At 65.0% G+C, this 23,696-nt stretch carries 22 protein-coding genes and 1 tRNA gene; 12 read left to right on the forward strand and 11 right to left on the reverse strand.

Annotated features, from left to right (window positions below):
- Window positions 1–22 precede the first annotated feature (22 nt).
- The 3 genes from dxs to EJE94_RS07455 are packed head-to-tail and all read right to left on the reverse strand — an operon-like array spanning window position 23 to window position 3,029.
- The gene (gene dxs, locus EJE94_RS07445; protein WP_121242417.1) at window positions 23–1,888 is read right to left on the reverse strand and encodes a 1-deoxy-D-xylulose-5-phosphate synthase; all 1,866 of its coding nucleotides are present in this window, start codon (window positions 1,886–1,888) and stop codon (window positions 23–25) included.
- Window positions 1,888–2,769 (reverse strand): polyprenyl synthetase family protein, encoded by an 882-nt coding sequence (locus EJE94_RS07450; RefSeq protein WP_121242416.1) that lies wholly within the window; start codon window positions 2,767–2,769, stop codon window positions 1,888–1,890. Before EJE94_RS07450 ends, dxs begins: the two co-directional genes overlap by 1 nt.
- 11 nt (window positions 2,770–2,780) lie before the next feature.
- Window positions 2,781–3,029 (reverse strand): exodeoxyribonuclease VII small subunit, encoded by a 249-nt coding sequence (locus EJE94_RS07455; protein ID WP_121242415.1) that lies wholly within the window; start codon window positions 3,027–3,029, stop codon window positions 2,781–2,783.
- A gap of 175 nt (window positions 3,030–3,204) precedes the next feature.
- Here EJE94_RS07455 and EJE94_RS07460 point away from each other — a divergent pair, with 175 nt between their 5' ends.
- Genes EJE94_RS07460 through EJE94_RS07475 form a run of 4 tightly spaced genes read left to right on the forward strand, consistent with a single transcriptional unit; the run spans window position 3,205 to window position 6,448 of the window.
- A complete protein-coding gene (locus EJE94_RS07460) occupies window positions 3,205–4,308 on the forward strand; it encodes an aromatic ring-hydroxylating oxygenase subunit alpha (protein WP_121242414.1) in 1,104 nt (367 codons plus the stop codon).
- A 45-nt stretch (window positions 4,309–4,353) separates the two neighbouring features.
- Window positions 4,354–5,211 carry a DMT family transporter gene (locus EJE94_RS07465; protein WP_121242413.1) on the forward strand — a complete coding sequence of 286 codons (858 nt, stop codon included), beginning with the start codon at window positions 4,354–4,356 and terminating at the stop codon, window positions 5,209–5,211.
- A 41-nt stretch (window positions 5,212–5,252) separates the two neighbouring features.
- Window positions 5,253–5,606: a SpoIIAA family protein gene (locus EJE94_RS07470; RefSeq protein WP_121242412.1), complete on the forward strand. Its 354-nt coding sequence runs from the start codon at window positions 5,253–5,255 to the stop codon at window positions 5,604–5,606.
- Window positions 5,603–6,448 (forward strand): sulfurtransferase, encoded by an 846-nt coding sequence (locus EJE94_RS07475; protein WP_121242411.1) that lies wholly within the window; start codon window positions 5,603–5,605, stop codon window positions 6,446–6,448. The genes EJE94_RS07470 and EJE94_RS07475 overlap by 4 nt, the downstream gene beginning before the upstream one ends.
- Before the next feature lie 71 nt (window positions 6,449–6,519).
- On the opposite strand, the gene queG is transcribed toward EJE94_RS07475, so the two are convergent.
- The gene (gene queG / locus EJE94_RS07480) at window positions 6,520–7,581 is read right to left on the reverse strand and encodes a tRNA epoxyqueuosine(34) reductase QueG (protein ID WP_124962414.1); all 1,062 of its coding nucleotides are present in this window, start codon (window positions 7,579–7,581) and stop codon (window positions 6,520–6,522) included.
- Between queG and tsaE the strand changes: the two genes are divergently transcribed.
- From tsaE to ispH, 7 genes are read left to right on the forward strand one after another with little or no spacing between them, the layout of a single operon-like run.
- The gene (gene tsaE / locus EJE94_RS07485) at window positions 7,576–8,100 is read left to right on the forward strand and encodes a tRNA (adenosine(37)-N6)-threonylcarbamoyltransferase complex ATPase subunit type 1 TsaE (protein ID WP_121242409.1); all 525 of its coding nucleotides are present in this window, start codon (window positions 7,576–7,578) and stop codon (window positions 8,098–8,100) included. The two genes, queG and tsaE, sit on opposite strands and share 6 nt — an antisense overlap.
- On the forward strand, window positions 8,019–9,302 hold the full coding sequence (locus tag EJE94_RS07490) for an N-acetylmuramoyl-L-alanine amidase (protein ID WP_121242408.1): 1,284 nt from the start codon (window positions 8,019–8,021) through the stop codon (window positions 9,300–9,302). Before tsaE ends, EJE94_RS07490 begins: the two co-directional genes overlap by 82 nt.
- Window positions 9,303–9,344: 42 nt before the next feature.
- Complete coding sequence (locus EJE94_RS07495) at window positions 9,345–10,271, forward strand: bifunctional riboflavin kinase/FAD synthetase (protein ID WP_121242407.1); 927 nt, start codon at window positions 9,345–9,347, stop codon at window positions 10,269–10,271.
- 8 nt (window positions 10,272–10,279) lie between these two features.
- Complete coding sequence (gene ileS, locus EJE94_RS07500; RefSeq protein WP_121242406.1) at window positions 10,280–13,105, forward strand: isoleucine--tRNA ligase; 2,826 nt, start codon at window positions 10,280–10,282, stop codon at window positions 13,103–13,105.
- Window positions 13,098–13,586 (forward strand): signal peptidase II, encoded by a 489-nt coding sequence (gene lspA / locus EJE94_RS07505; protein WP_243642556.1) that lies wholly within the window; start codon window positions 13,098–13,100, stop codon window positions 13,584–13,586. The genes ileS and lspA overlap by 8 nt, the downstream gene beginning before the upstream one ends.
- Window positions 13,579–14,010, forward strand: coding sequence for an FKBP-type peptidyl-prolyl cis-trans isomerase (locus tag EJE94_RS07510; RefSeq protein ID WP_121242404.1), 432 nt, complete (start codon window positions 13,579–13,581; stop codon window positions 14,008–14,010). Before lspA ends, EJE94_RS07510 begins: the two co-directional genes overlap by 8 nt.
- Entirely contained in the window at window positions 14,010–14,933 is a 924-nt protein-coding gene (gene ispH / locus EJE94_RS07515; protein ID WP_121242403.1) for a 4-hydroxy-3-methylbut-2-enyl diphosphate reductase, read from the forward strand. The genes EJE94_RS07510 and ispH overlap by 1 nt, the downstream gene beginning before the upstream one ends.
- Before the next feature lie 2 nt (window positions 14,934–14,935).
- Here the strand turns inward: ispH and EJE94_RS07520 are convergent, their stop codons facing one another.
- The 7 genes from EJE94_RS07520 to EJE94_RS07545 form a co-directional block, all read right to left on the reverse strand.
- A complete protein-coding gene (locus EJE94_RS07520) occupies window positions 14,936–15,277 on the reverse strand; it encodes an energy transducer TonB (protein WP_121242402.1) in 342 nt (113 codons plus the stop codon).
- 278 nt (window positions 15,278–15,555) lie between these two features.
- Entirely contained in the window at window positions 15,556–20,118 is a 4,563-nt protein-coding gene (locus EJE94_RS07525) for a PilC/PilY family type IV pilus protein (RefSeq protein WP_124962415.1), read from the reverse strand.
- Window positions 20,119–20,127: 9 nt separating this feature from the next.
- Entirely contained in the window at window positions 20,128–20,652 is a 525-nt protein-coding gene (locus EJE94_RS07530; protein WP_124962416.1) for a pilus assembly PilX family protein, read from the reverse strand.
- A gap of 74 nt (window positions 20,653–20,726) precedes the next feature.
- Window positions 20,727–21,866 carry a PilW family protein gene (locus tag EJE94_RS07535; RefSeq protein WP_165904789.1) on the reverse strand — a complete coding sequence of 380 codons (1,140 nt, stop codon included), beginning with the start codon at window positions 21,864–21,866 and terminating at the stop codon, window positions 20,727–20,729.
- A gap of 2 nt (window positions 21,867–21,868) precedes the next feature.
- Entirely contained in the window at window positions 21,869–22,378 is a 510-nt protein-coding gene (locus EJE94_RS14580) for a PilV family protein (RefSeq protein WP_165904778.1), read from the reverse strand.
- Complete coding sequence (locus EJE94_RS07540; RefSeq protein WP_121242398.1) at window positions 22,366–22,998, reverse strand: prepilin-type N-terminal cleavage/methylation domain-containing protein; 633 nt, start codon at window positions 22,996–22,998, stop codon at window positions 22,366–22,368. The genes EJE94_RS14580 and EJE94_RS07540 overlap by 13 nt, the downstream gene beginning before the upstream one ends.
- Window positions 22,944–23,357, reverse strand: coding sequence for a type IV pilin protein (locus EJE94_RS07545; RefSeq protein ID WP_121242397.1), 414 nt, complete (start codon window positions 23,355–23,357; stop codon window positions 22,944–22,946). Before EJE94_RS07545 ends, EJE94_RS07540 begins: the two co-directional genes overlap by 55 nt.
- A 203-nt stretch (window positions 23,358–23,560) precedes the next feature.
- Between EJE94_RS07545 and EJE94_RS07550 the strand changes: the two genes are divergently transcribed.
- Window positions 23,561–23,636, forward strand: a tRNA-Thr gene (locus tag EJE94_RS07550).
- The last annotated feature ends 60 nt before the right edge of the window (window positions 23,637–23,696 follow it).

Below are 23,696 nucleotides of genomic sequence, written 5' to 3' on the forward strand. Positions count from 1 at the left end.
GTAGCAATCCCGACAAAATCAATCAACTATTTCGACTTTTCCTTGGGGTTTCTATGATGCCACGGACGATGCCGGCGGCGTCGAGGCCCAGCTGGGCCAGCATCGCCGCCTGTTCGCCGTGCTCGATGAAGCGGTCCGGCAGGCCCAACCGCAGCAAGCGTGTCTGGCTGTCAGCCACTTCGAGGCAACGCGCGACCTCGGCGCCGGCGCCGCCGATCAGGGCGTTTTCCTCGACGCTGACCAGCAGTTCATGGGTATCGGCGAGTTCGAGAAGCAGATCGGCGTCCAGCGGCTTGATGAAGCGCATGTTGGCGACCGTGGCGTCGATCTGCTCGCCGGCCTCCAGCGCCGCCGCGAGCAGCGTACCGAAGGCGAGGATGGCCACGCGCTTGCCGCGGCGGCGGATCTCGCCCTTGCCGACGGGCAGCGAATCCAAAGTCGGCACCGGCGACACGCCGGGACCCGGGCCGCGCGGGTAGCGTACGGCCGCGGGGCCGTCGATGCGGTAGGCCGTCGTCAGCATGCGACGGCACTCCGCTTCGTCGGCAGGGGCCATCACCACCATGTTCGGGATGCAGGTGAGGTAGGAGAGATCGAAGGCGCCCTGGTGGGTCGCACCGTCTGCACCGACGAGGCCGCCGCGGTCGATCGCGAACATCACCGGCAGGTTCTGCAGCGCGATATCGTGGATCAGCTGGTCGTAGGCGCGCTGCAGGAAGGTCGAGTAGATCGCCACCACCGGCTTCATGCCTTCGCAGGCCAGGCCCGCGGCGAAGGTCAACGCGTGCTGCTCGGCGATGCCGACATCGTGGTAGCGCTGCGGGAACTCTTCGGCGAAGCGCACCATGCCCGAACCCTCGCGCATCGCCGGGGTGATGCCGACCAGCCGCGTGTCTTCCCGCGCCATGTCGCAAAGCCAGTCGCCGAAGACCTGGGTGTAGGTCAGCTTGCCGCCGGCCTTGCCCGACTGGATGCCGTTGTTCGAATCGAACTTGGAGACGCCATGGTAGAGGATGGGGTCGACCTCGGCCAGCTTGTAGCCCTGGCCCTTGCGCGTGACGATGTGCAGGAACTGCGGCCCCTTGAGCTGGCGCAGGTTTTCCAGCGTCGGAATAAGCGAGTCGAGATCGTGGCCGTCGATGGGGCCGATGTAGTTGAAGCCGAATTCCTCGAACAGGGTGCCCGGCACGAACATGCCCTTGACGTGTTCCTCGGCGCGCTTGGCCAGTTCCAGCAGCGACGGCGATACCGACAGCACCTTCTCGCCGGCCTTGCGCGCGGCGTTGAAGGTACGGCCCGAGAGCAGGCGGGCCAGATACTTGTTGAGCGCACCGACCGGCGGCGAGATCGACATGTCGTTGTCGTTGAGGATCACCAGCAGGTTGGCGTCGACCACGCCGGCGTTGTTGAGCGCCTCGAAGGCCTGCCCGGCTGACATGGCGCCGTCGCCGATGACCGCCACGACCCGGCGATCCTCGCCCTTGTCGCGGGCGGCGACCGCCATGCCCAGCGCGGCGGAGATCGAGGTCGAGGAGTGGCCGACGCCGAAGGTGTCGTAGCGGCTTTCCTCGCGCCGCGGAAAACCGGAGATGCCATCCTGCATGCGCAGGCGCGCCATGCCCTCGCGGCGGCCGGTAAGTACCTTGTGGGCATAGGTCTGGTGGCCGACGTCCCACACCAGGCGATCCTCCGGCGTGTTGAACACGTAGTGCAGCGCGATGGTCAGCTCGACGGTGCCGAGGTTCGATGACAAGTGGCCGCCGGTCTTCGCCACCGACTCGATGAGGAAGGCGCGTAGTTCCTGGGCGATCTGCGGCAGCAGGGCCCGATCCAAGGCGCGCAGGTCGGCCGGATCGTGGATGGCGTCGAGAAGCGGTGTGGCGGGCATCAGAAGGTGCGCTCGACGATGTAGCGGGTCAGTCCGGCGAGCCGCTCGCCGCGGCCGGTGAAGGGGGCGAGGGCAGCCAGCGCCTCGTCGCGCAGTTCCCCGGCCAGGGCCTTGGCCTGTCTGATGCCGAGCAGGCTGACGTAGGTCGGCTTGTTCTGCGCCGCATCCTTGCCGGCGGTCTTGCCCAGGGTCGCGGTGTTGGCCTCGGCGTCGAGGATGTCGTCCACGACCTGGAACAGCAGGCCGATGCGGTTGGCGAAGTGGGCGAGGCGCTTCTGCGCGTCCTCGTCGGCATGGCCGCAATGCGCGCCGAGCAGGACCGAGGCGCGGATCAGCGCGCCGGTCTTGTGGATGTGCATCTGCTCGAGTTCCTCGAGCGTCAGCGCCTGGCCGACTGCGGCGAGGTCGATGGCCTGGCCGCCGGCCATGCCGCGCGAGCCGGCAGCCTGAGCGAGCAGCGCCAGCATGGAAAGTCGGCTCTGGCAGGACGGTGCGCCGTCCTCGGTCAGCGCTTGAAAGGCAAGCGACTGCAGTGCGTCGCCGACCAGCAGCGCGGTGGCCTCGTCGTACTCGACATGCACCGTCGGCTTGCCGCGGCGCAGGGTGTCGTCGTCCATGCAGGGGAGGTCGTCATGCACGAGCGAGTAGGCGTGGATCAGCTCGACGGCACAGGCGGCGCGATCGAGTTCGGCGGCGGGCGCATCGAACACGGCGCCGGCGGCATGGCAGAGCAGGGGGCGCACGCGCTTGCCGCCGCCCAATACCGCGTAGCGCATGGCGTCGTGCAGGCGCCCGGGCAGAGCGTCGGCCGGCGGCAGCAAGGCCGCCAAAGCGGTTTCGGTGCGGTCCTGCACCGCGGACATCCAGTCGGCGAATTTCATGGAATCGGGCCTTACTCGTCCCCGTCGCCGCCGGCCGGGGCGAACTCGCGCAATGTCTGCCCCTCGAGGATGCGGATCTTCTGCTCCGCGCCCGACAGCGCATCCTGGCAATAACGCAACAGCGCCGTGCCGCGCTCATAAGCAGCAAGCGAGGACTCGAGCGGGGCGTTGCCCTGCTCCATGGTCTGGACGATGGACTCGAGTTCGGCGAGCGCCGCCTCGAAGGAAGCGGGAGCGTCTTTTGCGTGCGCCTTGGGCATCAGAGAGGGGGACGGTAAAGCGTAAAGTCGCAAAAATAACTTATCCGACCCCCTGCGGTCAATTTTCAGGCCGATTTCGCTATACTTTCCGGTCCCCGCAAAGCGCTCAATTGCTTGAGGTTGCGGGTATTTCAAGTTTCCTGTTTCCGGGCCACTTCTTGGAGGTTGGGAAAAAATGTCCGACATCGGCTCCCGCGCGCAACTTGCGCCCGGCGTCTCGCAGTTCCCCGTGGATTGGTATTTCGACGAAAAGCTCTTCGAAATGGAGAAGAAGCTCATCTTCGATGCCGGTCCGGGGTACGTCGGCCACGAGCTGATGGTTCCTGAACTCTATAACTATCGCTCGACCGAGTGGAGCGACCACTCGCACATCCTGGTGCGCCAGCCCGACGGCATCTACCGCATGTCCAACGTCTGCCGCCACCGCCAGGCCATCATGCTGCAGGGTGCCGGCACCGCGCAGAACATCGTCTGCCCGATCCACCGCTGGACCTACGACACCCAGGGGCAACTGATCGGCGCGCCGCATTTTCCGGCCAATCCCTGCCTCAATCTCAACAAGGAAAAGCTGGAGAACTGGCAGGGCCTGCTGTTCAAGGGCCCGCGCTCGGCCAATGCCGATCTTGCCGGGATGAAGGTCGCGACGGAGCTCGACTTCTCCGGCTACCGGCTCGAGCACGTCGAGATGCATCAGTGCAACTACAACTGGAAGACGTTCATCGAGGTCTATCTCGAGGACTACCATGTCGCCCCCTACCATCCGGGACTGGGCAGCTTCGTCACCTGTGATGACCTGACCTGGCAGTTCGGCGATTGGTATTCGGTGCAGCGCGTCGGCATCACCTCGCTGGCCAAGCCCGGCAGCAAGACCTACGCCCGGTGGCACAAGGCGGTGCTCGACTACTACGGCGGCAAACTGCCGCCGCATGGCGCGATCTGGCTCACCTACTATCCCAACATCATGGTCGAGTGGTATCCGCACGTGCTGGTGGTGTCGACGCTGATCCCGCAGGACGTGGACCGCACCATGAACGTCGTCGAGTTCTACTACCCCGAGGATATCGCGCTGTTCGAGCCGGAGTTCATCAAGGCCGAGCAGGCCGCCTACATGGAAACTGCGATCGAGGATGACGACATCGGCGAGCGCATGGACCGCGGCCGCCACGCCCTGCTGCAGCAGGGGCGCAGCGAGATCGGGCCCTACCAGTCGCCGATGGAAGACGGCATGCAGCACTTCCACGAGTTCTATCGCCGCACCATGGGCGCGCACCTCGAGTAGGCCGCGAGCCCGAAAGGCTCCGGTTCGCTCCGGCGCCTTTGCCTCATGCAACCGCTCTGGATGCTCGCCGCCAGCCTGCTGTTCGCCGCGATGGGCGTCTGTGTCAAGCTTGCGGCGACCGCCTTCACGGCGGCGGAACTGGTGTTCTATCGCGGCTTCGTCTCGCTGCTGCTGCTCGGCGGCTTCATCGCATGGACCGGGCTTGCGCTGACGACGCGTCACTGGCGCATGCACTTCTGGCGCGGACTGTCAGGCTTCGTTTCGCTCGTGGCCTATTTCTACGCCATCAGTTTGATCCCGCTGGCGGCTGCGGTGACGCTCAACTACACGTCGCCCCTGTTTCTGGCGCTGCTGCTCGCCTTCTGGCGGCGCGAACCGATCGCTGCCGAAGTCTACCTCGCTCTGGCCGCGGGCTTCGCCGGCATCGCACTCCTGCTGCAGCCGACGCTGACCGCGGAACAATGGTTCGGCGGGCTGCTGGGGCTGGCCTCGGGCATGATATCAAGCGTCGCCTATCTCAACGTGCGGCGGCTGGGCGAGCTGGGCGAACCGGAGTGGCGCACGGTGTTCTACTTCTCGCTGTTCGCCAGCGTCGGCGGCCTGCCGTCGTTCATCGCCGCCGGGCCGCTGCATGCGATCGACGGCCGCGGCTGGCTGCTGCTGCTCGGCGTCGGCGGTTTCGGCACCCTGGCGCAGCTGTGCATGACGGCCGCCTACAAGCGCGGCAGCACCCTGGCCGCCGCCAGCCTCGCCTATACCACGGTGATCTTCTCCAGCCTGTTCGGCCTCGTCATGTGGCACGAGACCTTGCCGTGGCGGGCGTGGGCCGGCATCGCGCTGATCGTCGCCGGCGGCATCGCCGCGACGCTGCGCTCGCGCGCCGCTCCGGCCGTTACGGATTGAGCCATAATGCGCCGACAGACTTCGGATAATCAGGAAATGCCATGATCACCATCGACTATCGAGACAGCCAGGTCTCCGTCGCCGTGCTCGGCGAGTTCACGCTCGGCGACTTCAAGGAATTCGAGGAACTGGTTCAATACAAGGTCAAGTTCGAGGGGCCGGTCAATCTGCTCTTCGATCTCACCGAAATGGCCGACTTCACCGTCGACATGGCATGGGAGGAGATCAAGTTCTCGCGCGCCCACGGTGGCGACTTCGCCCGTATCGCCGTCGTCACCGATAGCGAATGGATCGCCTGGAGCGCTTGGCTGTCGCAGGTCTTCGTCGCCGCCGAGTTGCGCGTGTTCCATGACGCCGACGATGCCCGCGCCTGGCTGGATGGCTTGCCCGTATGAGCACGACGCTGGTCACCGCGGACGAACTGGCCGCCCACCTCGACGACCCGCACTGGCGCATCTTCGACTGCCGCCACGACCTGCAGGATATCGGCTACGGCGAGAAGGCCTACCTCAAGGGCCACATTCCAGGCGCGCTGTTCCTGCACCTCGACCGCGATCTCTCCGGCGAGAAGAACGGAGCCAACGGTCGCCATCCGCTACCGGGCAAGGAAGCGTTCGCCGCGAAGATGGCGGCCTGCGGCGTGGGGCCCGATACCCAAGTGGTGGCCTACGACAACGAGGGCAGCATCTTCGCCTCGCGCCTGTGGTGGATGCTGCGCTGGGTGGGGCACGAGAAGGTCGCCGTGCTCGACGGCGGCGTGCCCTGCTGGCGCCGGGCCAAGCGCGAGTTCGAGACCGCCGTGCCGACGTATCCGCCGGCGCCCTTTGCCGTCCGCGCCGGCGCCCTGCCCTATGGCGCCGACGATGTGCTCGAGCGGCTCGACGATCCGCAGTTCCTCATCCTCGACGCTCGCGCGCCCGAGCGCTTCAGTGGCGAGGAGGAAAACCTCGATCCCGTCGGCGGCCACCTCCCCGGTGCCATCAACCGCTTCTACTTCGACAACCTCGACGATGCCGGCTGCTTCTTCAAGACGGCCGAGGAACTGCGCGAGGAGTTCGACGCCGTGCTCAAGGGGCGCTTGCCGCAGAACGTGATCCAGCAATGCGGCTCCGGCGTCACCGCCTGCCACAACCTGCTGGCGATGGAAGTCGCCGGGCTCAATGGCTCGCGGCTCTACGCTGGGTCGTGGAGCGAGTGGTGCGCGGACCCGTCGCGGCCCATCGCGACCGGGGAGTGACCGGCTGGCGACGGGCCGTCCCGAGCCAGCCGCTTCAACGAACCGGAGCGGACGCAGTCCGCGAACACCCGTCACCCCCTTTCTCGGGAAGGGGGCGGGGGATGGGGATGTTGATTGAGCGCCCACGCGACGTGTTCGCGCACCAGGGCTGAGGAATCCTCGCGCCGCGCCTCAAGCGCGGCGATGAGTTCAGGCAATGATGGCGCGTTGCCGAGCGCGATGGCGATGTTCCTCAGCCAGCGCTCATGGCCGATGCGGCGTATTGCGCTGCCGGCGAGCTTTTCATTGAACTCGGCCTCGTCCCACGCGAACAGTTCGATCAAGGTCGCCGTATCCAGGGCGTGGCGCGGCAGGAAGTCGGGCTCGCGCGTCATTGGCGCTTCACGGTTCCATGGGCAGACGTCCTGGCAATCGTCGCAGCCGTAGATGCGATTGCCGAGCAGCGGCCGCAGCGGCTCGGGAATCGCGCCCTTCAGTTCGATCGTCAGGTAGGAGATGCAGCGCCGCGCGTCTAGCCTGTAGGGCGCGAGGAAGGCGTCGGTCGGGCAGGCGTCGAGGCAGGCGCGGCAGGTGCCGCAGTGATCGGTGGCCGGTGCGTCGGGCGGCAGCGGCAGGTCGACGTAGATCTCGCCAAGGAAGAACCACGAGCCCGCCTGGCGCGAGAGCAACAAGGTGTGCTTGCCGCGCCAGCCGAGGCCGGCCTTCGCGGCGAGCGCGACTTCCATCACCGGCGCCGAGTCGGTGAACACGCGGTAGCCGAATTCGCCCACTTCCGCGACGATGCGATCGGCCAGCTTCTGCAGCCGCGCGCGCAGCAGCTTGTGGTAGTCGCGGCCGAGGGCGTAGCGGGAGATGGCGGCGACTTCGGCGCTCGCGGCCGGGGCGACAGGGGGGCGGTAGTTCATCCGCGCCGCAATCACCGCGCGCGTTCCGGGCACTAGTTCTGCGGGGCGCGAGCGTTTGGTGCCGTGGGTCGCCATATAATCCATCTCGCCGTGGCAGTCGGCGGCGAGCCAGTCGTTGAGTTCGCGCTCCGCCTCGCCGAGATCGGTGCCGGTGATGCCGATGGCATCGAAGCCGAGTTCGCGGCCCCAGTCCTTGATACTTCGTGCGAGTCGAGTCCAGTCATGCATGCCGAGCAGTGTACGTTAGACCTCGCCGACGAAGCGGCCACGCTGGCGCTCGGGGCGGCGCTGGCGCAAACCATGTTGCCCGGCCTGGTGATCTGGCTCGAGGGCGATCTCGGCGCCGGCAAGACGACGCTGGTGCGCGGCCTGCTGCGAGCGCTCGGCGACGCCGGGCCGGTCAAGAGCCCGACCTACACCCTGGTTGAAGTTCACCCGGTTTCTGGGTTAAACTTGTATCACTTTGATTTTTATAGGTTCAGTCAGCCTGAGGAATATCTGGATGCGGGGCTGGACGAGTATTTCGGCGGGCAGGGCGTTTGCGTGGTCGAGTGGCCGGATCGCGCTGCACCCTATTTGCCGGCTGCCGATGTCGTCGTCATGCTGGAGCATGCCGGGGCAGGGCGGGTCGTACGGGTTTCGGCGCGAAGCGAGCGGGGGGCGCAATGTCTCGCCGAGTTGAGTCGCATGGTGACGAGTTCTCCGTCTCGCGGCGCGCCGTCCTCAAGTTCGCCGCCGCCAGCCTGACGCTGGCCGTATCGCGAGTCGGCGCTGCTGCCACGGCCAGTCCAGCGAGCATCCTCGGCGTCCGTGTCTGGCCAGCGCAGGACTACACCCGCGTCACCCTCGAGCATGACCAGCCGATGCGCTTTACGCATCTGCTGGTCAAGGATCCCGAACGTCTCGTCGTCGATCTCGAGGGTGTCGAGTTCAACACTGTGCTGCAGAGCCTGCCGGGCAAGATCGCCGAGACCGACCCCTACATCAAGCTGATCCGCGCCGGGCGCAACAAGCCGGGTGTGGTGCGCATCGTCATCGAGCTCAAGGGCGAGATCAAGCCGCAGGTGTTCACCCTCAAGCCGGTCGGCGAGTATGGCCACCGCCTGGTGCTCGACCTCTATCCGGCGCAGGAAATCGACCCGCTGATGGCGCTGCTGGAGAAGAGCGAGATCAAGGACGAGCCCGGCAAGGGCAAGCCGGCCCAGCAGGACCCCGGCAAGCCCGTGGTGACGCGCATGGTCACCATCGTGCTCGACCCCGGCCACGGCGGCGAGGACCCGGGCGCCATCGGCCGCGGCGGCAGCAGGGAAAAGGATGTCACGTTGTCCATCGCGCGTCGCCTCAAGGAAAAGATCGACGCCCAGCCCAACATGCGCTCGGCGCTGACGCGCGACGGCGACTTCTTCATACCGCTGCAGAGCCGCGTAGGCAAGGCGCGGCGGGTGCAGGCCGACCTCTTCGTCTCGGTGCATGCCGACGCCTTCATCAAGCCGACGGCGCGGGGTTCCTCGGTGTTCGTGCTGTCGGAGAATGGCGCATCGTCGTCGGCCGCGCGCTGGCTGGCGAACAAGGAGAACTCGGCCGACCTCATCGGCGGCGTGAACATCGGCGTCAAGGATCCGCACCTGGCGCGCACGCTGCTCGACCTGTCGCAGACCGCGACGCTCAACGACAGCCTCAAGCTCGGCAAGGCCGTTCTCGGCGAACTCGGCGGCATCAATTCCCTGCACAAGGGCCATGTCGAGCAGGCCGGCTTTGCCGTGCTCAAGGCGCCGGACATTCCATCGATCCTGGTCGAGACCGCTTTCATCTCCAATCCCGAAGAGGAAAGGCGGCTGACCGACGAGGACTACCAGGACAGGATGGCCGAGGCCATCCTGCGCGGCATCAAGGGTTATTTCGCGAGGAATCCGCCGCTGGCCAAGTCCAGGCTGGCAAGGCTGGACTGATATAATCCGCCGCTTTTCCACGCAGCGACAAGGTCTTGCGGCATGCAGGTGTTTCGCCGGGTTCCGGAACATTCCACCCAGCCCACCGTGCTGACCATCGGCAACTTCGATGGCCTGCACCTGGGCCATCGCGCCATGCTCGAGCGCCTGACGGCGCGCGGCGCCGAACTCGGCCTGGCGACCACGGTGATGACCTTCGAGCCGCACCCGCGCGAGTTGTTCACGCCCGAGCAGGCCCCGGCGCGCCTGACGTCGCTACGGGAAAAATTACAGTTGCTCGACGGCTGCGGCGTCGACCGCGCCTTCGTCTGTCATTTCTCCCGGCGGTTGGCCGGTCTGCCGGCCGAGGAGTTCATCGAGCGCATTCTCGTCAATGGCCTGGCGGCGAAGCACATCATCATCGGCGACGACTTCCGCTTCGGCAAGGGGCGCGCCGGTGACTTCGCCATGATGCAGTCGGCCGGCCAGGCGCACGGCTTCGGCGTCGAGGCCATGCACACCGTCGAGGTGCTGGAGGAGCGGGTCTCCAGTTCCGCCGTGCGCGAGGCGCTGGCGGCCGGCAACCTCGAGCATGCCGCGGCCCTGCTCGGCCATCCCTATTGCATCGCCGGACGCGTCGTCCATGGCGACAAGATCGGCCGCCGCATCGGCTGGCCCACCGCCAACATCCAGTTGAAGCGCAAGCGCCTGCCGCTGACCGGCGTCTTCGCCGTCACCGTCTCCGGCCTCGACAAGCGCCACCTGCCAGGCGCGGCAAGCCTCGGCGTGCGGCCCACGCTGGGCCAGGGTCTCAAGCCGGTGCTCGAGGTGAACCTGTTCGATTTCGACCGCGAGATCTACGGCTCGCACATCACGGTGCATTTCCTGCACAAGATGCGCGACGAAATGAAATTCGACTCGCTCGAGGCGCTGACGGCCCAGATCGGCCGCGACGTCAAAGACATCCGCAATTACTTTGAAGGCAACTGAGCCGCACCATGGCCGACTATCGCAAGACCCTCAACATGCCCGACACGCCGTTTCCGATGCGCGGCGACCTCGCCAAGCGCGAACCGGGCTGGATCGCACAATGGCAGCAGAAGCAGCTCTATCAGCGCATCCGCGAGGCATCGAAGGGCCGGCCGCGCTTCGTCCTGCACGACGGCCCGCCCTACGCCAACGGCGACATTCACATCGGCCATGCGGTGAACAAGGTCCTCAAGGACATCATCGTCCGCTGGAAGACGCTGGCCGGCTTCGACGCGCCCTATATCCCGGGCTGGGACTGCCACGGCCTGCCTATCGAGCACCAGATCGAGAAGACCCACGGCAAGCACCTGCCGGCCGACCAGGCGCGCGCCCACTGTCGTACCTACGCGCAGGAGCAGATCGAGCGGCAGAAGAAGGACTTCATCCGCCTCGGCGTGCTCGGCGACTGGGATCGGCCCTACAAGACGATGGAATACCGCACCGAGGCCGACGAGATCCGTGCCTTGAGCGAGATGTACCGGCGCGGCTACCTGTTCAAGGGCTTGAAGCCGGTGAACTGGTGCTTCGACTGCGGTTCGGCGCTGGCCGAGGCCGAGGTCGAATACGCCGACAAGAAATCGCCGGCCATCGACGTCGCCTTCCCGCTCGACGCGACCGAACGCGGCCGGCTGGCGGGGGCCTTCGGTCTCGACGTTCTGCCGGAAAAGACCGCTTATGCCGTGATCTGGACCACCACGCCCTGGACCATCCCCGGCAACCAGGCGCTCAACGTCCATCCCGAGTTCGTCTATGAACTGGTCGATACGTCGAAGGGGCTGCTGATCCTCGCGGCCGAACTGCGCGCTTCCGCACTGGAGCGCTACGGCCTCGAAGGCAAGGTGGTGGGCGCGGCGCGCGGCATCGCGCTCGACCGCATGGTCTTCCGCCACCCTATCTACGATCGTGCCTCGACGGTGTTCCTCGGCGAATACGTGACGCTCGACACCGGCACCGGCGTTGTCCATAGCGCGCCGGCCTACGGCGTCGAGGATTTCGATTCCTGCCGCCGTGCCGGCATGAAGAACGACGAAATCCTCACCCCCGTTCAGGGCAACGGTCGTTTCGCCGAGAGCCTGCCGTACTTCGGCGGGCTCAACGTGTGGAAGGCCAATCCGGAAATCATCGCCAAGCTGGCCGAGGTCGGCTCGCTCATGGCCAGCGGCGAGATCGTCCATAGCTACATGCACTGCTGGCGCCACAAGACGCCGATCATCTACCGCGCCACCACGCAGTGGTTCGTCGGCATGGATCGCCAGCCGAACGAGGGCAAGACGCTGCGCACTGCGGCGCTCGCCGCCATCGAGGCCACCGAGTTCTTCCCCGGCTGGGGCAAGGCGCGGCTGCACGCCATGATCGCGAACCGTCCCGACTGGTGCGTCTCGCGCCAGCGCAACTGGGGTGTGCCGATTCCCTTCTTCCTGCACAAGGAGACGGGCGAGCCGCATCCGCGCACGCTGGAGCTGATCGAGGACGTGGCGAAGCGCGTGGATGCCGGCGGCATCGAGGCGTGGTTCGCGCTCGACGCCAAGGAGCTGCTCGGCGACGACGCGGCCAAGTACGACAAGATGAGCGACACCCTCGACGTCTGGTTCGACTCGGGCACCACCCACTGGTCGGTGATGCGCGGCTCGCACGAGGCCGACTGTGGCTATCCGGCCGACCTCTACCTCGAAGGCTCCGACCAACATCGCGGCTGGTTCCACTCGAGCCTGCTCACCGGCTGCGCCATCGACGGCCGCGCGCCCTACAAGGCGCTGCTGACCCACGGCTTCGTCGTCGACGGCAAGGGCATGAAGATGTCCAAGTCCAAGGGCAACGTCGTCGCGCCGCAGCAGGTCTCCGACACCCTCGGCGCCGAGATCCTGCGCCTGTGGGCCGCCGCCACCGACTACTCGGGCGAGCTGACCATTTCCAAGGAGATCCTCGACCGCGTGGTCGAAGTCTATCGCCGCCTGCGCAACACCCTCAAGTTCCTGCTCGCCAATACGGCGGATTTCGATCCGGTTACGCAGATGCTGCCGGTCGGCGAGTGGCTCGAGGTCGACCGCTACGCACTGGCACTGACGCACGAGCTGCAGGCGAACTGCCTCGCCGCCTACGAGCGCTACGAGTTCCACAAGGTGGTGCAAGCGCTGCAGAACTTCTGCGCCGAAGACATGGGCGCGTTCTACCTCGACATCCTCAAGGATCGTCTCTACACCACGGCCGCCGACTCGCGCGCGAGGCGCTCGGCGCAGAGCGCGTTGTGGCACATCGTGCAGTCGCTCACCCGCCTCATGGCGCCGATCCTGTCCTTCACCGCCGAAGAGATCACCCAGCTCCAGGGTGGCGAGAGCGTGATGCTGACGACCTGGCACACCCTACCGGAGCTTGCCGAAAAGTCGGCGTCCCCAAAGGGGACTTCCTTTGGGGCGTTGGCGGCACGCTGGCAGGCGCTCCGTGCTGTGCGCGCCGAGGCCATGAAGGCGATCGAGGAGGTGCGGAGCAGTGGCGGCGTCGGTTCCTCGCTGCAGGCCGAGTTGGAAATCCGTGCGGCGGGCGAGACCTACGATCTCCTGGCATCGCTCGGCGAGGACCTCAAGTTCGTGCTGATCTGCTCCAAGGTCACGTTGCAAAAAGTCGGCGCTGGCGATACGGTGATTACGGTTGCGCCCAGCGCCCACGCCAAGTGCGTGCGTTGCTGGCACTGGCGCGAGGATGTCGGCCGCCACGACCACGCGGCCGGGCATCCCGAGCTCTGCGGCCGATGCGCGATCAATATGTACGGTACCGGCGAGGCGCGCGAGTTTGCGTAACTGGCTGCCCCGGCCCGAGATCTGGTTTGGCCTCGCCGCCGTCGTGATCGGGCTCGACCAGGCGACCAAGCTCTGGGTGCTCGCCGCCTTCCAGCCGCAGGAGTCGCTCGCGGTGTTGTCCTTCTTCGACCTCGTGCTGGTGTTCAATGCCGGCGCGGCCTTCAGCTTCCTCGCCGGTGCCGGCGGCTGGCAGAAGTGGTTCTTCGTCGCGCTGGCGTTCGTCATCTCGGCCTGGATCGCCGTGATGCTGCGGCGCCATGCCAGGGACACGCTGCAGTCGTTCGCGCTGGCGCTGGTCATGGGCGGCGCGCTCGGCAACGTCGTCGACCGGCTGCGCTTCGGCGCGGTGGTCGACTTCCTCGACTTCCACGTCGCCGGCTGGCACTGGCCGGCCTTCAATGTCGCCGACTCGGCCATCACCGTCGGCGTGCTGCTGCTGGTGCTGCATTCGTTCATCCACAAGGAGATGGCGCATGAATGACCGCGTCAAGGCCGACAGCCTCCTCACCCTGCATTACCGTCTTGCCACCGCCGACGACACCGAACTCGTCAGCACCTTCGCCGGCAATCCGTCCACCCTGCAACTCGGCAACGGCGAGCTGGCACCGACCCTGGAAGCCTGCCTCGACGGCCTGCCGGTCGGCGAGCATCATGTCTTCCTGCTCGAGCCGCAGCAGGCCTTCGGCCAGTACAGCGCGCAACTGGTCAAGCGCTTCGCTCGCGACGAACTTCCGCAGGGTGCCGCGATCGAACTGCACGGTGCCATCGAGTTCGAGGCGCCCGGCGGCGGCAAGTATGTCGGCACGGTGCGCGAACTCGACGAGACCTCCGCGCTGATCGACTTCAACCATCCGCTCGCCGGCAAGTTCGTGCGTTTCGAAGTGAAGATCATAGGAGTGCTCTGATGCAAGTCCTGCTCGCCAATCCCCGCGGCTTCTGCGCCGGCGTCGAGCGCGCCATCGCCATCGTCGAACGCGCGCTGGAAAAGTTCGGCGCGCCGATCTACGTCCGCCACGAGGTGGTCCACAACCGTTTCGTCGTCGACGACCTCAAGGCCAAGGGCGCCGTCTTCGTCGAGGAACTCGACGAGGTTCCCGCCGGTGCCACGGTGATCTTCAGCGCCCACGGCGTGTCGAAAGCGGTGCGCGAGGAGGCCGACAAGCGCGGCCTGCGAGTCTTCGACGCCACCTGCCCGCTGGTGACCAAGGTCCATCTCGAGGTCGAGCGCCACTGCAAGGCCGGCCGCGAGATCGTGATGATTGGCCACAAGGGCCACCCCGAGGTCGAGGGCACCATGGGTCAGGCGCATTGCGGCATGCATCTGGTCGAGACCGTCGATGACGTTGCCACGCTGGACGTCAAGAATCCGGCACGACTCGCCTATGTCACGCAGACGACGCTGTCCATCGACGATGCCGCGGCCATCGTCGCCGCCCTCAAGGCGCACTTTCCGGCGATCGTCGGTCCGAAGAAGGACGACATCTGCTATGCGACGCAGAATCGGCAGGATGCGGTGAAGTCTCTGGCGCGCAATGTCGATGCGGTTATCGTCGTCGGTTCGAAGAACAGCTCGAATTCCAACCGCCTGCGGGAAGTGGCGCAGAACCTCGGCGTTCCGGCCTATCTGGTCGACGACGCCGCTGCGATCGATCCGGCCTGGATTTCGGGGAACACACGCGTGGGCGTCACCGCCGGGGCATCCGCGCCGGAAATGCTGGTGGCGGGTGTAGTGGACCGGTTACGTGAACTGGGTGCAGGTTCGGTCGATAGCATCGACGGCGCGAGCGAGAACGTCAATTTCCCCCTACCCAGGGAACTCGCGCCGTAGCGCTACTGGAGGCGCAGGGTGGCGGTCGAGCCGCCCTGAGGCGCAGTCGAAGGTCGAAGTTCCGGGAGGGCGATTTCTATCATGAGTTCGCTCTTCACGGGCTGCGCGGCAATCCTTCCGGGGACGAAACGGGCTTTTCCCAGGAAAGACCGGAATGCTTCCGCCAATGCCGGGTGGCTGCCCTCACGCACATTGATCGCATCGATCTTGCCCTTTTCGTCGATCAGCACGGAAAAACGCGCTCGGGCACCCGGATAGATTCGGGCGAACTCGGCGAGGTCGATCGGCGTCAGGGGGATCGGCTTCAGATGGAGTTCGGCCGCAGTCCGGTAGATCGGTTGCATTGGCTCCGGCGGCTGCGGGGGAGGACTTGCCAAGGGTATGCCTGAGGCGGATGTCGAGTCCGCGCTCGCCGGGGCATCCATTTCGGGCACATCCGAGGCATCCATCGGCACGGGCGGTGTCAGCACGGAATCTTCAGACCGTGCCGACGCCAGATGCACCGCGTTTACCAGGATGGCCTGGAGGGGCGCGGGATGGCTGGCACCCCTTCCCGACCCATGGGGCATCGGCATTCCCAGCACGGCACCATGGATGAGTATGGACAGAGCATAGGCGCGCGCTACTGCGGAACGATCTCGCGCCATGTCAGACGTCGCCCGGCCGGAGGAGTGTCCTGAATGGCGGGGTCGATGGTTTCCGTATGGCCATCCGAGAATTGCACCACGGCGTAGATCTTGCCGTCGATCATCACGATGCTGACACCCACGACCAGGGCTTCGCCGCTGGTGCCGGCTCCTTTGCTCGCCACCTTCATGTATACCACTGTACCGTCGGGCAGGGTTGCCTGAACGTAGGAGCCTAGCTGGCCTGCAGATGCGCCCCCTGATGCAAACCCGGCAGGGGGAGTCGTCGTCGTCGTATTGGTGCATCCCGTGTTGAGGTCCAGCGTGCTCGCCATGCTGTAGCCGCCGACGTTGCAGGCCGATGGTTCGGGTATGTTGGAGGCGACGAACAATGACCCCAGGGCACGCCGCATATCGACGTTGACTCGCTCCTTGGGCAAGGTAAGGTCGACATACCAGCCAACCGGCGCGGCCTGGCAGGTCGGGAATCCGCGTACGGCCGAGCTACCCGAACCGACCATAAGCCACGTCTGCTGGGTCAGGGCCGTGCGCACATTGGGAATCAGCGCCACGGACGGATCCGTTAAGGTGAGTCCGTCGATGAAGCCATAGACCGTCTGCGTCTGAGTGTCCGCAAGGTCTTCGAGACCCAGATAGCGGCCCGTGCCTACATACAAGTGGATGTTGCTGCCGATGAGTGCGGCAATCGGCTTGGTCGTGATCGGCTGAGGATTGCCGCTGGCGTCCTTCAGGGTGGTGATCAGCCACGCCTCCCGTCCGGCCGGGCCGAAGATGTTATTGATGTCGAATCGCCACACATTGCCCAGCAGATCCACGCCGTAGATGTGGTTGATGGTCATGTTGATGTCGGCGTTCTCGTTCACCCATCCCGTGATCTTGTTGAGGCCGGAGGGGTTGCCCGCCGTGCCCGCGCCGGTCGCGATCTGGTAGCGCAGGGTGCCGGTCATCGCATCGAGTATGAACAGATAGCCATTGCCATCGGCATTGTTCAGGCCGGAGGTCACGAAAACGACCCACGTGCCGTCGATCAGCTTGCCGATGATCGGATTGCCGTAGCTATAGCCGAGGTTGGCATGGGTGAACTCCCAGAGGCCCTTGGGATTCGCCGGATCGGTGATGTCGAGGGCGTAGTACCCCTTGCCACCCTTGTTCAGACCGCCGACGAGTATCGTCTTCCAGGCGGTGGCCGTCGTGTCGTACACGTCGCCGGATATGGGCGATCCGTCCGTGAAATAGCGGTGGTTGGATGGGTAGTCCGTATCCGCGAGGCGGGAGAGGTTGGCAAGCGAGAACGTCGGCATGAAGGCCCACAGTTCATTGCCGCCGTCAGCCGCCCCGTTGAACGCATGCAGCATACCGTCATTGGCCGCGAGGTAGACCACCGGAGCCCGCGACGCCTGCGCTCCCTTGAAGGCGAGATAGCCGGTATCGCTATAGTTCCGCACCGGTGCCCGCACATACATTGGTTGTGCGTTGACGACGTCGCCCAGCACGCCACTGCGGGATCGGAAAAAGGCGGTATTCGAGCCCGCTTGGAACCCCTCGTTGGCTCGTTGTCCGCGCAGGAAATTGACCAATGGCGCCCCGGCAGCGTTCGTGCGCTGATCGAAGGTACTGGCGGAGCCATCGGTCATGAACGGATACTGTCCCATGGCGGCGATCTGCGCGGCGCCGAAGTACGCCTGTTCGGTTGTGTTCAGGGTTGTGACAGCGGTGCCGGTCGGTATACCGGCGGAATCGCAGGTATTGGTATTCCACTTGAAGTCGACTAGGTTGTCGGTGGCGCCGTAGCGGAACAACTTGATGTTGCGGGTGTCGCATGAGGTGGCGGTCTGGGCCGCCAGTTTCGTCGCGGCATTCCACACCGCTGGTTCAACGACGTCTCCGGCCTTGACGCCGGTGGTCGGATCGTTGACCAGCGCGATGGTCTTGGCTTCCAGGTCGCCTGACCATACGCCGGTGACATACTTGGCGATGTAGGCGAAGTTGTCGCCGGCCACCGGCTCCAGGGTCGATGTCGCGGCGGCGGCCGCCGAGGCGACCCGATTGTTGATGCCCGCGAGCGCCTGGTTCAAGGATGTCACCACCGAGTCGGGGTTCGAGGCGCTGAAGAACAGTCCGCGCCCGTTGACGGCGGCATGCCAGAGATCGTCGAGTTTGGCCGGCTCATCATTCGGGACAGTGGTGTTATCGGTCGGCACCGGCCAATTGAGTCCACCCGAGCGAATCGATGCGAAATCGCCGGTGGTCGCCGTCTTGTAGTCCGATCTGAAATTCAGCTGGCCAGCGAGGCCAAGCCCCAGGGTGAAGGTGGTCATGTGCTGCCAGGTGGCCTTGTCGTCCTCGTCTCCGTTGCCGGCCCTCGGCACATTGTTCTGGGAGACATCGATGCCGCCGGCACCTGTGGTTCCAGTGGGGCGCAGGTCGGTGACGTAATAGTATTGCGCCACATCGGCAAGGCTGCGCATGCTGCCGCCCGTTCCGAGGGTGCTGGTCGTACATGGCCAGGCGGTGCAGGGCGCTGTCGGCAGGGGGGCTTCCCCGGCGACGGGCCGGCGACGGGCCGGTAGCGGGCTATAGGGCACCGTGGGCTGATCCACGCGGGTGCAACTGGTCCCCGGAACGTCGGTCCAGGCCGGGACGGTCGGACTGGCGGGCGTCCAGTTGGTGGATGACGTCTGTTGAAGTCCGGCTTTGAACGTGCCCGTCGTCGTGGATGTATAGGTTCGATACTGGATCTTCTGGGTTGCTACCGTGGTGCCAATGGTCTGGCATTCCGTCGCCAAGCCGACGGTGTAGCTGGGCCCGGTCGATTTCGGTACCGCGACGCAGGATGAGTTGTTGGCCCACGCCGACCAGGAGGCGTAGGAGCATTGCGTGGTCTCGCCGGAGGCATTGGGGGCTGTCGTTGCCGTGCAGGTGCTCACGGGATGCAGGGCCGTGGTGACCTGCGTCTGGCAGGTACGGGCGGTCAGGACGGTATAGGGTGACGATCCGGATTGGGCTTGGGTCGCGCAGGAGCTGACCGGCGTCGGCGTAGACCAGGCCGTGTAGCGGCAATCGGTGCCCGTGGCGGTATTCCATGTGGTCCCGTTTGAATAACTGGTGCTGGTCTTCGTGCAGGTGCCCGTGGCCGTCGCAAAGGCACCCCAGTTGTAGCGGCAGCTCCTCTGCGTACCTCCGCTCGTGTCCCAGGTGCAGGATGATGTATTGGTCCAGTCGCTAGGTTGAGTACAGGAACTGAGCGTCTTCGGGCAGGTCTGCAGGGCGCCGGTCGCCTTCTGCAGCGTCGAGGTCTGAGCGGTCAGCGTCGATGTCGATTGTTGCAGCTGCGCGGTGCGCTCCTGCAACTGCGACCCGACGGTTACGGCGGTACAACCCGTGCTGGTCACCTGGTACTCGTTTTCCTTGTCGGTCGTGACCCGCGTTTCGATGGCGCCGTCGTACATCGGCCGCGGACTGATGTAGAACTTGGCGCCGACTTCGTTGTACGCGTCGAGCGCGAAGGCGTCGCTGTCGTAGCTGACCGAACCGGGAACGTTGCCGGCAAGGTCCCTGCCCCTGTTGCTGTTCCAGTAGCCGTCGGTCGTCAGAATCGCGAAATTCTGCTGGCAGGAATACTGTACCGGATCCGGCTTGTCCGTCCCGGAGATCATTCCATCGTTGATGCCATCGCCCTTGCCCCCGTAATAGCGCCCCACCCGGGACAAGGCTTCACGTAGTGGCGTGTAGCCGTTGGTCGTCTGGGCATACAGCGCCTCGTACCAGTCGGACTTCTGCGTGGCGTCGAAATCCCTGATCGGAACGAACTTGGAATCCGATACCGGGCTGTTGGGGTTGATGGTGATGAAGCCCACCCGATACTTGTTCGTCAATGCCTGGAACGCGCGGCCGCCTGCAGCTTTCATCATCATCAGCCGCTTGCGGTAGTAGCTGTACCAGTTGGCATAGTTGAGCGCATCGGTGGAAGCGGCCGTGACCGTGATGCGTTCCCACACCAGCGTCTTGGGCGCAGTGCAGCTAGCCGGGGAGTTGGTGACGAAGCTTCCGTCGCTGCATATGCCGGTCTTGGTTGTGTCGGCAGTCAGCGTGCAGTGGTTGGAGCCGCTCGCTGGCCACGCCAGGTTGGCGGTCGCGCCGACGTATTTCCAGTAGTAGCGTGTGCCGAGGTCGGTACTGCAGGCCGAGGAACTGTAGCCGTTGTCGCAGGCAGCCGCATAGGTGGCAGGGCTCGCGCTATGAAGCATTATGCCTGTGCTGTCCTTGGGTACGACGTAGTTTGTCGCCGGGTTGAAGTACATGGTGTTGCAAAGGTGGTTGCGGTATCCGGCCTTATCGGTGTTGCCGCTCACCCCATCCGGCATGAACTCGTCGTTCATGGAGCCGGAGTCGTCGAGGATAAACATCACGTTGGGCTTGACCGATGCCGTCGTGCCTGATGCCAAGGGGGTGTCCGACGGCACCGCCGCCCAAGCGGACATGACCTGGGCCAACAAGGCCGCACTCGCCGCGAGCATCCATTTAGAGGGCTTCAACATGGCAATCTCCTAGAACAGCGTGACCTGCGTATACGCGATGGTGTTTCTGGGCCCGGTTACGCGGGTGGTAATGCGATAGAGTGGCGCGATGCTCGCCGTGATCTCCGGTACGTCCGTATGCATGACCGTCGTCACCGTCGACGAGTAGGAACACATCTGCCCGCTGGCGCTCAGACTGCCGGCCACGCTGCAGAGGCGATGGATGACGTAACGTACCTGGTTGCCGGCGCCGTCGTCCGCGGTGACGAGGGTCGATACCGTGTCGTCCCATGCGAAGGCGGTCGGATCGAACGGACCCGGGGCGCCCGCCGTCGTGCAATCGAGCGTCTGGCTGGTGTTCGTGTAGCAGGAGGCGGGAAAATACCCCGCCGCGCCGTTGGCGAGGGTGGCGGTGCTGCTACCCATCAGTCGCGCCCGCGCGGCTTCCGAGCCCTCCTCCGCAGAGTTGATGGCGGCTGATGTGAAGGTGAGGTTGCCGGCCAGGATGGCGGCGCCGCCCAGCTTGCGGAACATGGCGATGCCCGTCATCATCATGGCCACCAGCATGATGAGTGCAATGAGCAGCGCGACGCCGCGCTGGCGTGAGTGCCGACTGGGCCTTCTGCTCGCTACCAAAATCTTCTCCAGATCATGTTGCGCAACGGCACCGTGGCCTCGAAAACCGAGTAGCGGTAGTTGCGCCAGTTGTTGACTCCGAGATTGCCCGCGCCGGAATCGGCGGTGCCATCGACGTTGCGCATGGCAAAAGTGCCGCCGGACCAAGTCGGCGCCGCCGTCGTCACAGCCACGCTCTCGTAGTGTTCGCCTCGCGCCAACAGGGCGAAGCGGACCGCCCGTAGCTGGGTCCAGGTGGGCGTGGTCGCCTGCCAGGTGTCGATGATGTCGTCGTTGTTCGTGTCCAGCCCGTATTGCGCCTGAAGATTGATGATCCCTTCGCCGATGTCGGTCGCGGTGGTGCCCTCATGGATCAACTCGCTGCGCGTCAGCGCCCCTCGCGCCTGATCGACCGCATAGACGTTCAGGCGCGGATCGTCGCCGAGCGAGCGCAGCTCTCCGTAGGCCGGCGGGACCGAGGTGAAGGTCGTGAAGGAAACCGAAGGGTAGCGTGGCACACACGTCCACGGTCCGGGGGCGCTGCCGGTGCAAGCCCCCGCCGCGCCCGACTGCCGGTTCTCCGGCGGTTCGCTGGTCCGCGAATAGCTTGCCGTCAGATGCCCGGTTTCGCGTCCGCTGTTCGTGCCTGGAGGCTGGAGGTTGCTTATTTCGGCGAGCCGGCATGTTGTCGGCGAGGGCGTGGCCAAGATCACCAGGTCTCCCAACGACAGACCCGTGCGAGTGTCCTTCATCGTCGTCACGGTCTGGGTCGACGAGGCAACTTCGAAGGTCGCCGTCGGCGAATTGGAGTTGCCGGCGAGAATGCTGATCGTGTCCGGCAGTCCGCCGGCACCATCGGTGATCACGACGGGCGCAAGAGTGAAAGAAAAGTTTCTGGCGCCAATGGCGTCCTGGGCGGAGACGGTGCAGCCGAGAAAGTTTGAGTTGCCGAATCCGCTGCCGGCGTTGCGCAGGTTGCGCTCGAGGTTGAATGCGCTGATGGAGCCCGCGACCTGGGCATCGCCGCCGGAGGTGATGGAACTCCTCTGCTTGTCCCAGTTCTCCTGCACCATGAACATCGCGATCATGCTGATCAGCGCGATGACCACGCCAACCATGACCTCGACCAGCGTAAATCCCTTCTGCTTGTCCATGATCAACTGATGCTCCCGGTGACGACATGGCGGCGCATGACCGGCAGGCCAGGTTGTTGCCAGCAGACGACGATCCTGACTTGATTCGCGGTGCCCGTGCCCCAGGTCACGCGAACCTGCGCGTTGGCAGCCGGCAGTCGGCTGCCGCTGGCATTCAGATCGGTGCGCCATGCCGACACGATGTCGTTGCCCGGTGCCACGCCGCTCAGCGCCGCGCTGCTGAAGGTGCAACCATTGGGCAGGTCGCCGCCGCCCGGTTGGGACGCGAAGGAGTTGAGGCTGGCCTGAAAGGCCGCTTCACTGGTGCGGTTGACGCTGCCCTGGATGGCGGCGAGGATCCTGTTGGCGAACTGGTTGGCCTCGACGCGGTAACGCGTGTCCGTGGTCGTAGAAATTGCCGTGCCCTGCAGGGCGATCAAGCCGAGAATACCCGTGGTGAAGATCAGGATGGCGATCAACGCCTCAAGGATAAATGATCCGCGCTGATGCGTTTTCATGTTCAGGTCGGACATGCTCGTGTATCCGTTCCGGTTATCGTGGGGTCGCACAGCTTGATGCGTCCGGTCGGGGCGACCACGACATTGAGGCAGCGCATCGGCCCGCCATCCGCAATGCAGTCCCCGCCTGTCGGGTTTGTGAAGGAAAAAACGGCGGCCGCAGCGAGCGTCGTCCCGCCCAGGGGAGTGAAGGTGACGCCGGCGACGGTACGGATGACATTGACCACCGCCACCGTTCCCCGACCACCTTCCGCCGCGCTCTTCCCCTCGATGTAGGCGGCTCGGTCGAAGGTCCGGACCATCCACCCGGATGGCGCCCCGGTTGCACTGACGCCGCCTTCCGCGGTCGCCAGATTGCCGGGATCCGTGGCATTCGTCAGAATGACTTCCACCCGTACGTTTTGCGATGCCGCAGTGGCTTTGGCCACTTCGGCAGCGGAGAGAAACGCCCCGGCCGTGCTGCGGATACGCGCGTTCTCCAAGTACGTACTGAACGCGGGGATGCCAAGCGACAACAACACGCCCAGGATCGCGACTGCGATCATCAGTTCGACCAAAGTGAAGCCCCTTGGGCTGGGCATCAGCAGCCTCCCCCTTTGCCCATGACCCAGCAATTGGTCGCCGGCGCGGTCCATCCGTCGGGGACTGCCGTCGTGCGGCGGACATTGGCTTGGTCAAGGTCGAACGTGAAGCCCTCGCCCGTCGCTTGAATCCGATAGGTCGTCGCCGTCAGTTCGGGACATGTATAGGTGAAATTCTTCGTGGCGGGAAGCGGTGCCTGGGTGCCTGCCGCGCAGGCACCGACGTAGGTGCGGTTGTCTTGGAAGTGGCGTTCCATCTTTACTCGCATGTCCGACAAGGCGCTCACGGCTTCGGCAATCTTTGCGCGCGTGAGGTAATCGGTATATGCCGGTATCGCAACCCCGGCGAGAATGCCGATGATGGCGAGGGTGATCATCAGTTCGATCAGCGAGAACCCGGTTGCTTTGCGCATTTATCATTTCTCCAAGGTTTGTATGTCCACTGTATCGCTCGCCAGTTCCTCGGCATCTGCTTGCTTGATAGCAAATCCCTTGAGCGAAGCCCTAGTATTCTGCGACAAACGGCTCCTTTTTGCTGACCGGCGGGCGGCGGGTGGCAGTCGTCGACATCGTTCTTTCGCTTAGCGTCGACAGGCCTTATAATCGACGGCCCTACGCTGCTGTAGCTCAGTTGGTAGAGCAACTGATTCGTAATCAGTAGGTCGCCAGTTCGATTCCGGCCAGCAGCACCACCCAACTCACACGAAGGCTTGCTCGGCAAGCCTTCGTCGTTTCCGGCGGCGGCGTGCATG

The organism is Sulfurisoma sediminicola (genome assembly GCF_003865015.1).
In the GTDB taxonomy this organism is placed as follows: domain Bacteria; phylum Pseudomonadota; class Gammaproteobacteria; order Burkholderiales; family Rhodocyclaceae; genus Sulfurisoma; species Sulfurisoma sediminicola.

Excerpts from the sequence above, each read along its gene's own strand:
- dxs (WP_121242417.1), bottom strand. The coding sequence starts at position 1,888 with ATGCCCGCCACACCGCTTCTCGACGCCATCCACGATCCGGCCGACCTG.
- EJE94_RS07450 (WP_121242416.1), bottom strand. The coding sequence starts at position 2,769 with ATGAAATTCGCCGACTGGATGTCCGCGGTGCAGGACCGCACCGAAACC.
- EJE94_RS07455 (WP_121242415.1), bottom strand. The coding sequence starts at position 3,029 with ATGCCCAAGGCGCACGCAAAAGACGCTCCCGCTTCCTTCGAGGCGGCG.
- EJE94_RS07460 (WP_121242414.1), top strand. The coding sequence starts at position 3,205 with ATGTCCGACATCGGCTCCCGCGCGCAACTTGCGCCCGGCGTCTCGCAG.
- EJE94_RS07465 (WP_121242413.1), top strand. The coding sequence starts at position 4,354 with ATGCAACCGCTCTGGATGCTCGCCGCCAGCCTGCTGTTCGCCGCGATG.
- EJE94_RS07470 (WP_121242412.1), top strand. The coding sequence starts at position 5,253 with ATGATCACCATCGACTATCGAGACAGCCAGGTCTCCGTCGCCGTGCTC.
- EJE94_RS07475 (WP_121242411.1), top strand. The coding sequence starts at position 5,603 with ATGAGCACGACGCTGGTCACCGCGGACGAACTGGCCGCCCACCTCGAC.
- tsaE (WP_121242409.1), top strand. The coding sequence starts at position 7,576 with ATGCATGCCGAGCAGTGTACGTTAGACCTCGCCGACGAAGCGGCCACG.
- queG (WP_124962414.1), bottom strand. The coding sequence starts at position 7,581 with ATGCATGACTGGACTCGACTCGCACGAAGTATCAAGGACTGGGGCCGC.
- EJE94_RS07490 (WP_121242408.1), top strand. The coding sequence starts at position 8,019 with ATGTCTCGCCGAGTTGAGTCGCATGGTGACGAGTTCTCCGTCTCGCGG.
- EJE94_RS07495 (WP_121242407.1), top strand. The coding sequence starts at position 9,345 with ATGCAGGTGTTTCGCCGGGTTCCGGAACATTCCACCCAGCCCACCGTG.
- ileS (WP_121242406.1), top strand. The coding sequence starts at position 10,280 with ATGGCCGACTATCGCAAGACCCTCAACATGCCCGACACGCCGTTTCCG.
- EJE94_RS07510 (WP_121242404.1), top strand. The coding sequence starts at position 13,579 with ATGAATGACCGCGTCAAGGCCGACAGCCTCCTCACCCTGCATTACCGT.
- ispH (WP_121242403.1), top strand. The coding sequence starts at position 14,010 with ATGCAAGTCCTGCTCGCCAATCCCCGCGGCTTCTGCGCCGGCGTCGAG.
- EJE94_RS07520 (WP_121242402.1), bottom strand. The coding sequence starts at position 15,277 with ATGCAACCGATCTACCGGACTGCGGCCGAACTCCATCTGAAGCCGATC.
- EJE94_RS07525 (WP_124962415.1), bottom strand. The coding sequence starts at position 20,118 with ATGTTGAAGCCCTCTAAATGGATGCTCGCGGCGAGTGCGGCCTTGTTG.
- EJE94_RS07530 (WP_124962416.1), bottom strand. The coding sequence starts at position 20,652 with ATGATGATGACGGGCATCGCCATGTTCCGCAAGCTGGGCGGCGCCGCC.
- EJE94_RS07535 (WP_165904789.1), bottom strand. The coding sequence starts at position 21,866 with ATGGACAAGCAGAAGGGATTTACGCTGGTCGAGGTCATGGTTGGCGTG.
- EJE94_RS14580 (WP_165904778.1), bottom strand. The coding sequence starts at position 22,378 with ATGTCCGACCTGAACATGAAAACGCATCAGCGCGGATCATTTATCCTT.
- EJE94_RS07540 (WP_121242398.1), bottom strand. The coding sequence starts at position 22,998 with ATGGACCGCGCCGGCGACCAATTGCTGGGTCATGGGCAAAGGGGGAGG.
- EJE94_RS07545 (WP_121242397.1), bottom strand. The coding sequence starts at position 23,357 with ATGCGCAAAGCAACCGGGTTCTCGCTGATCGAACTGATGATCACCCTC.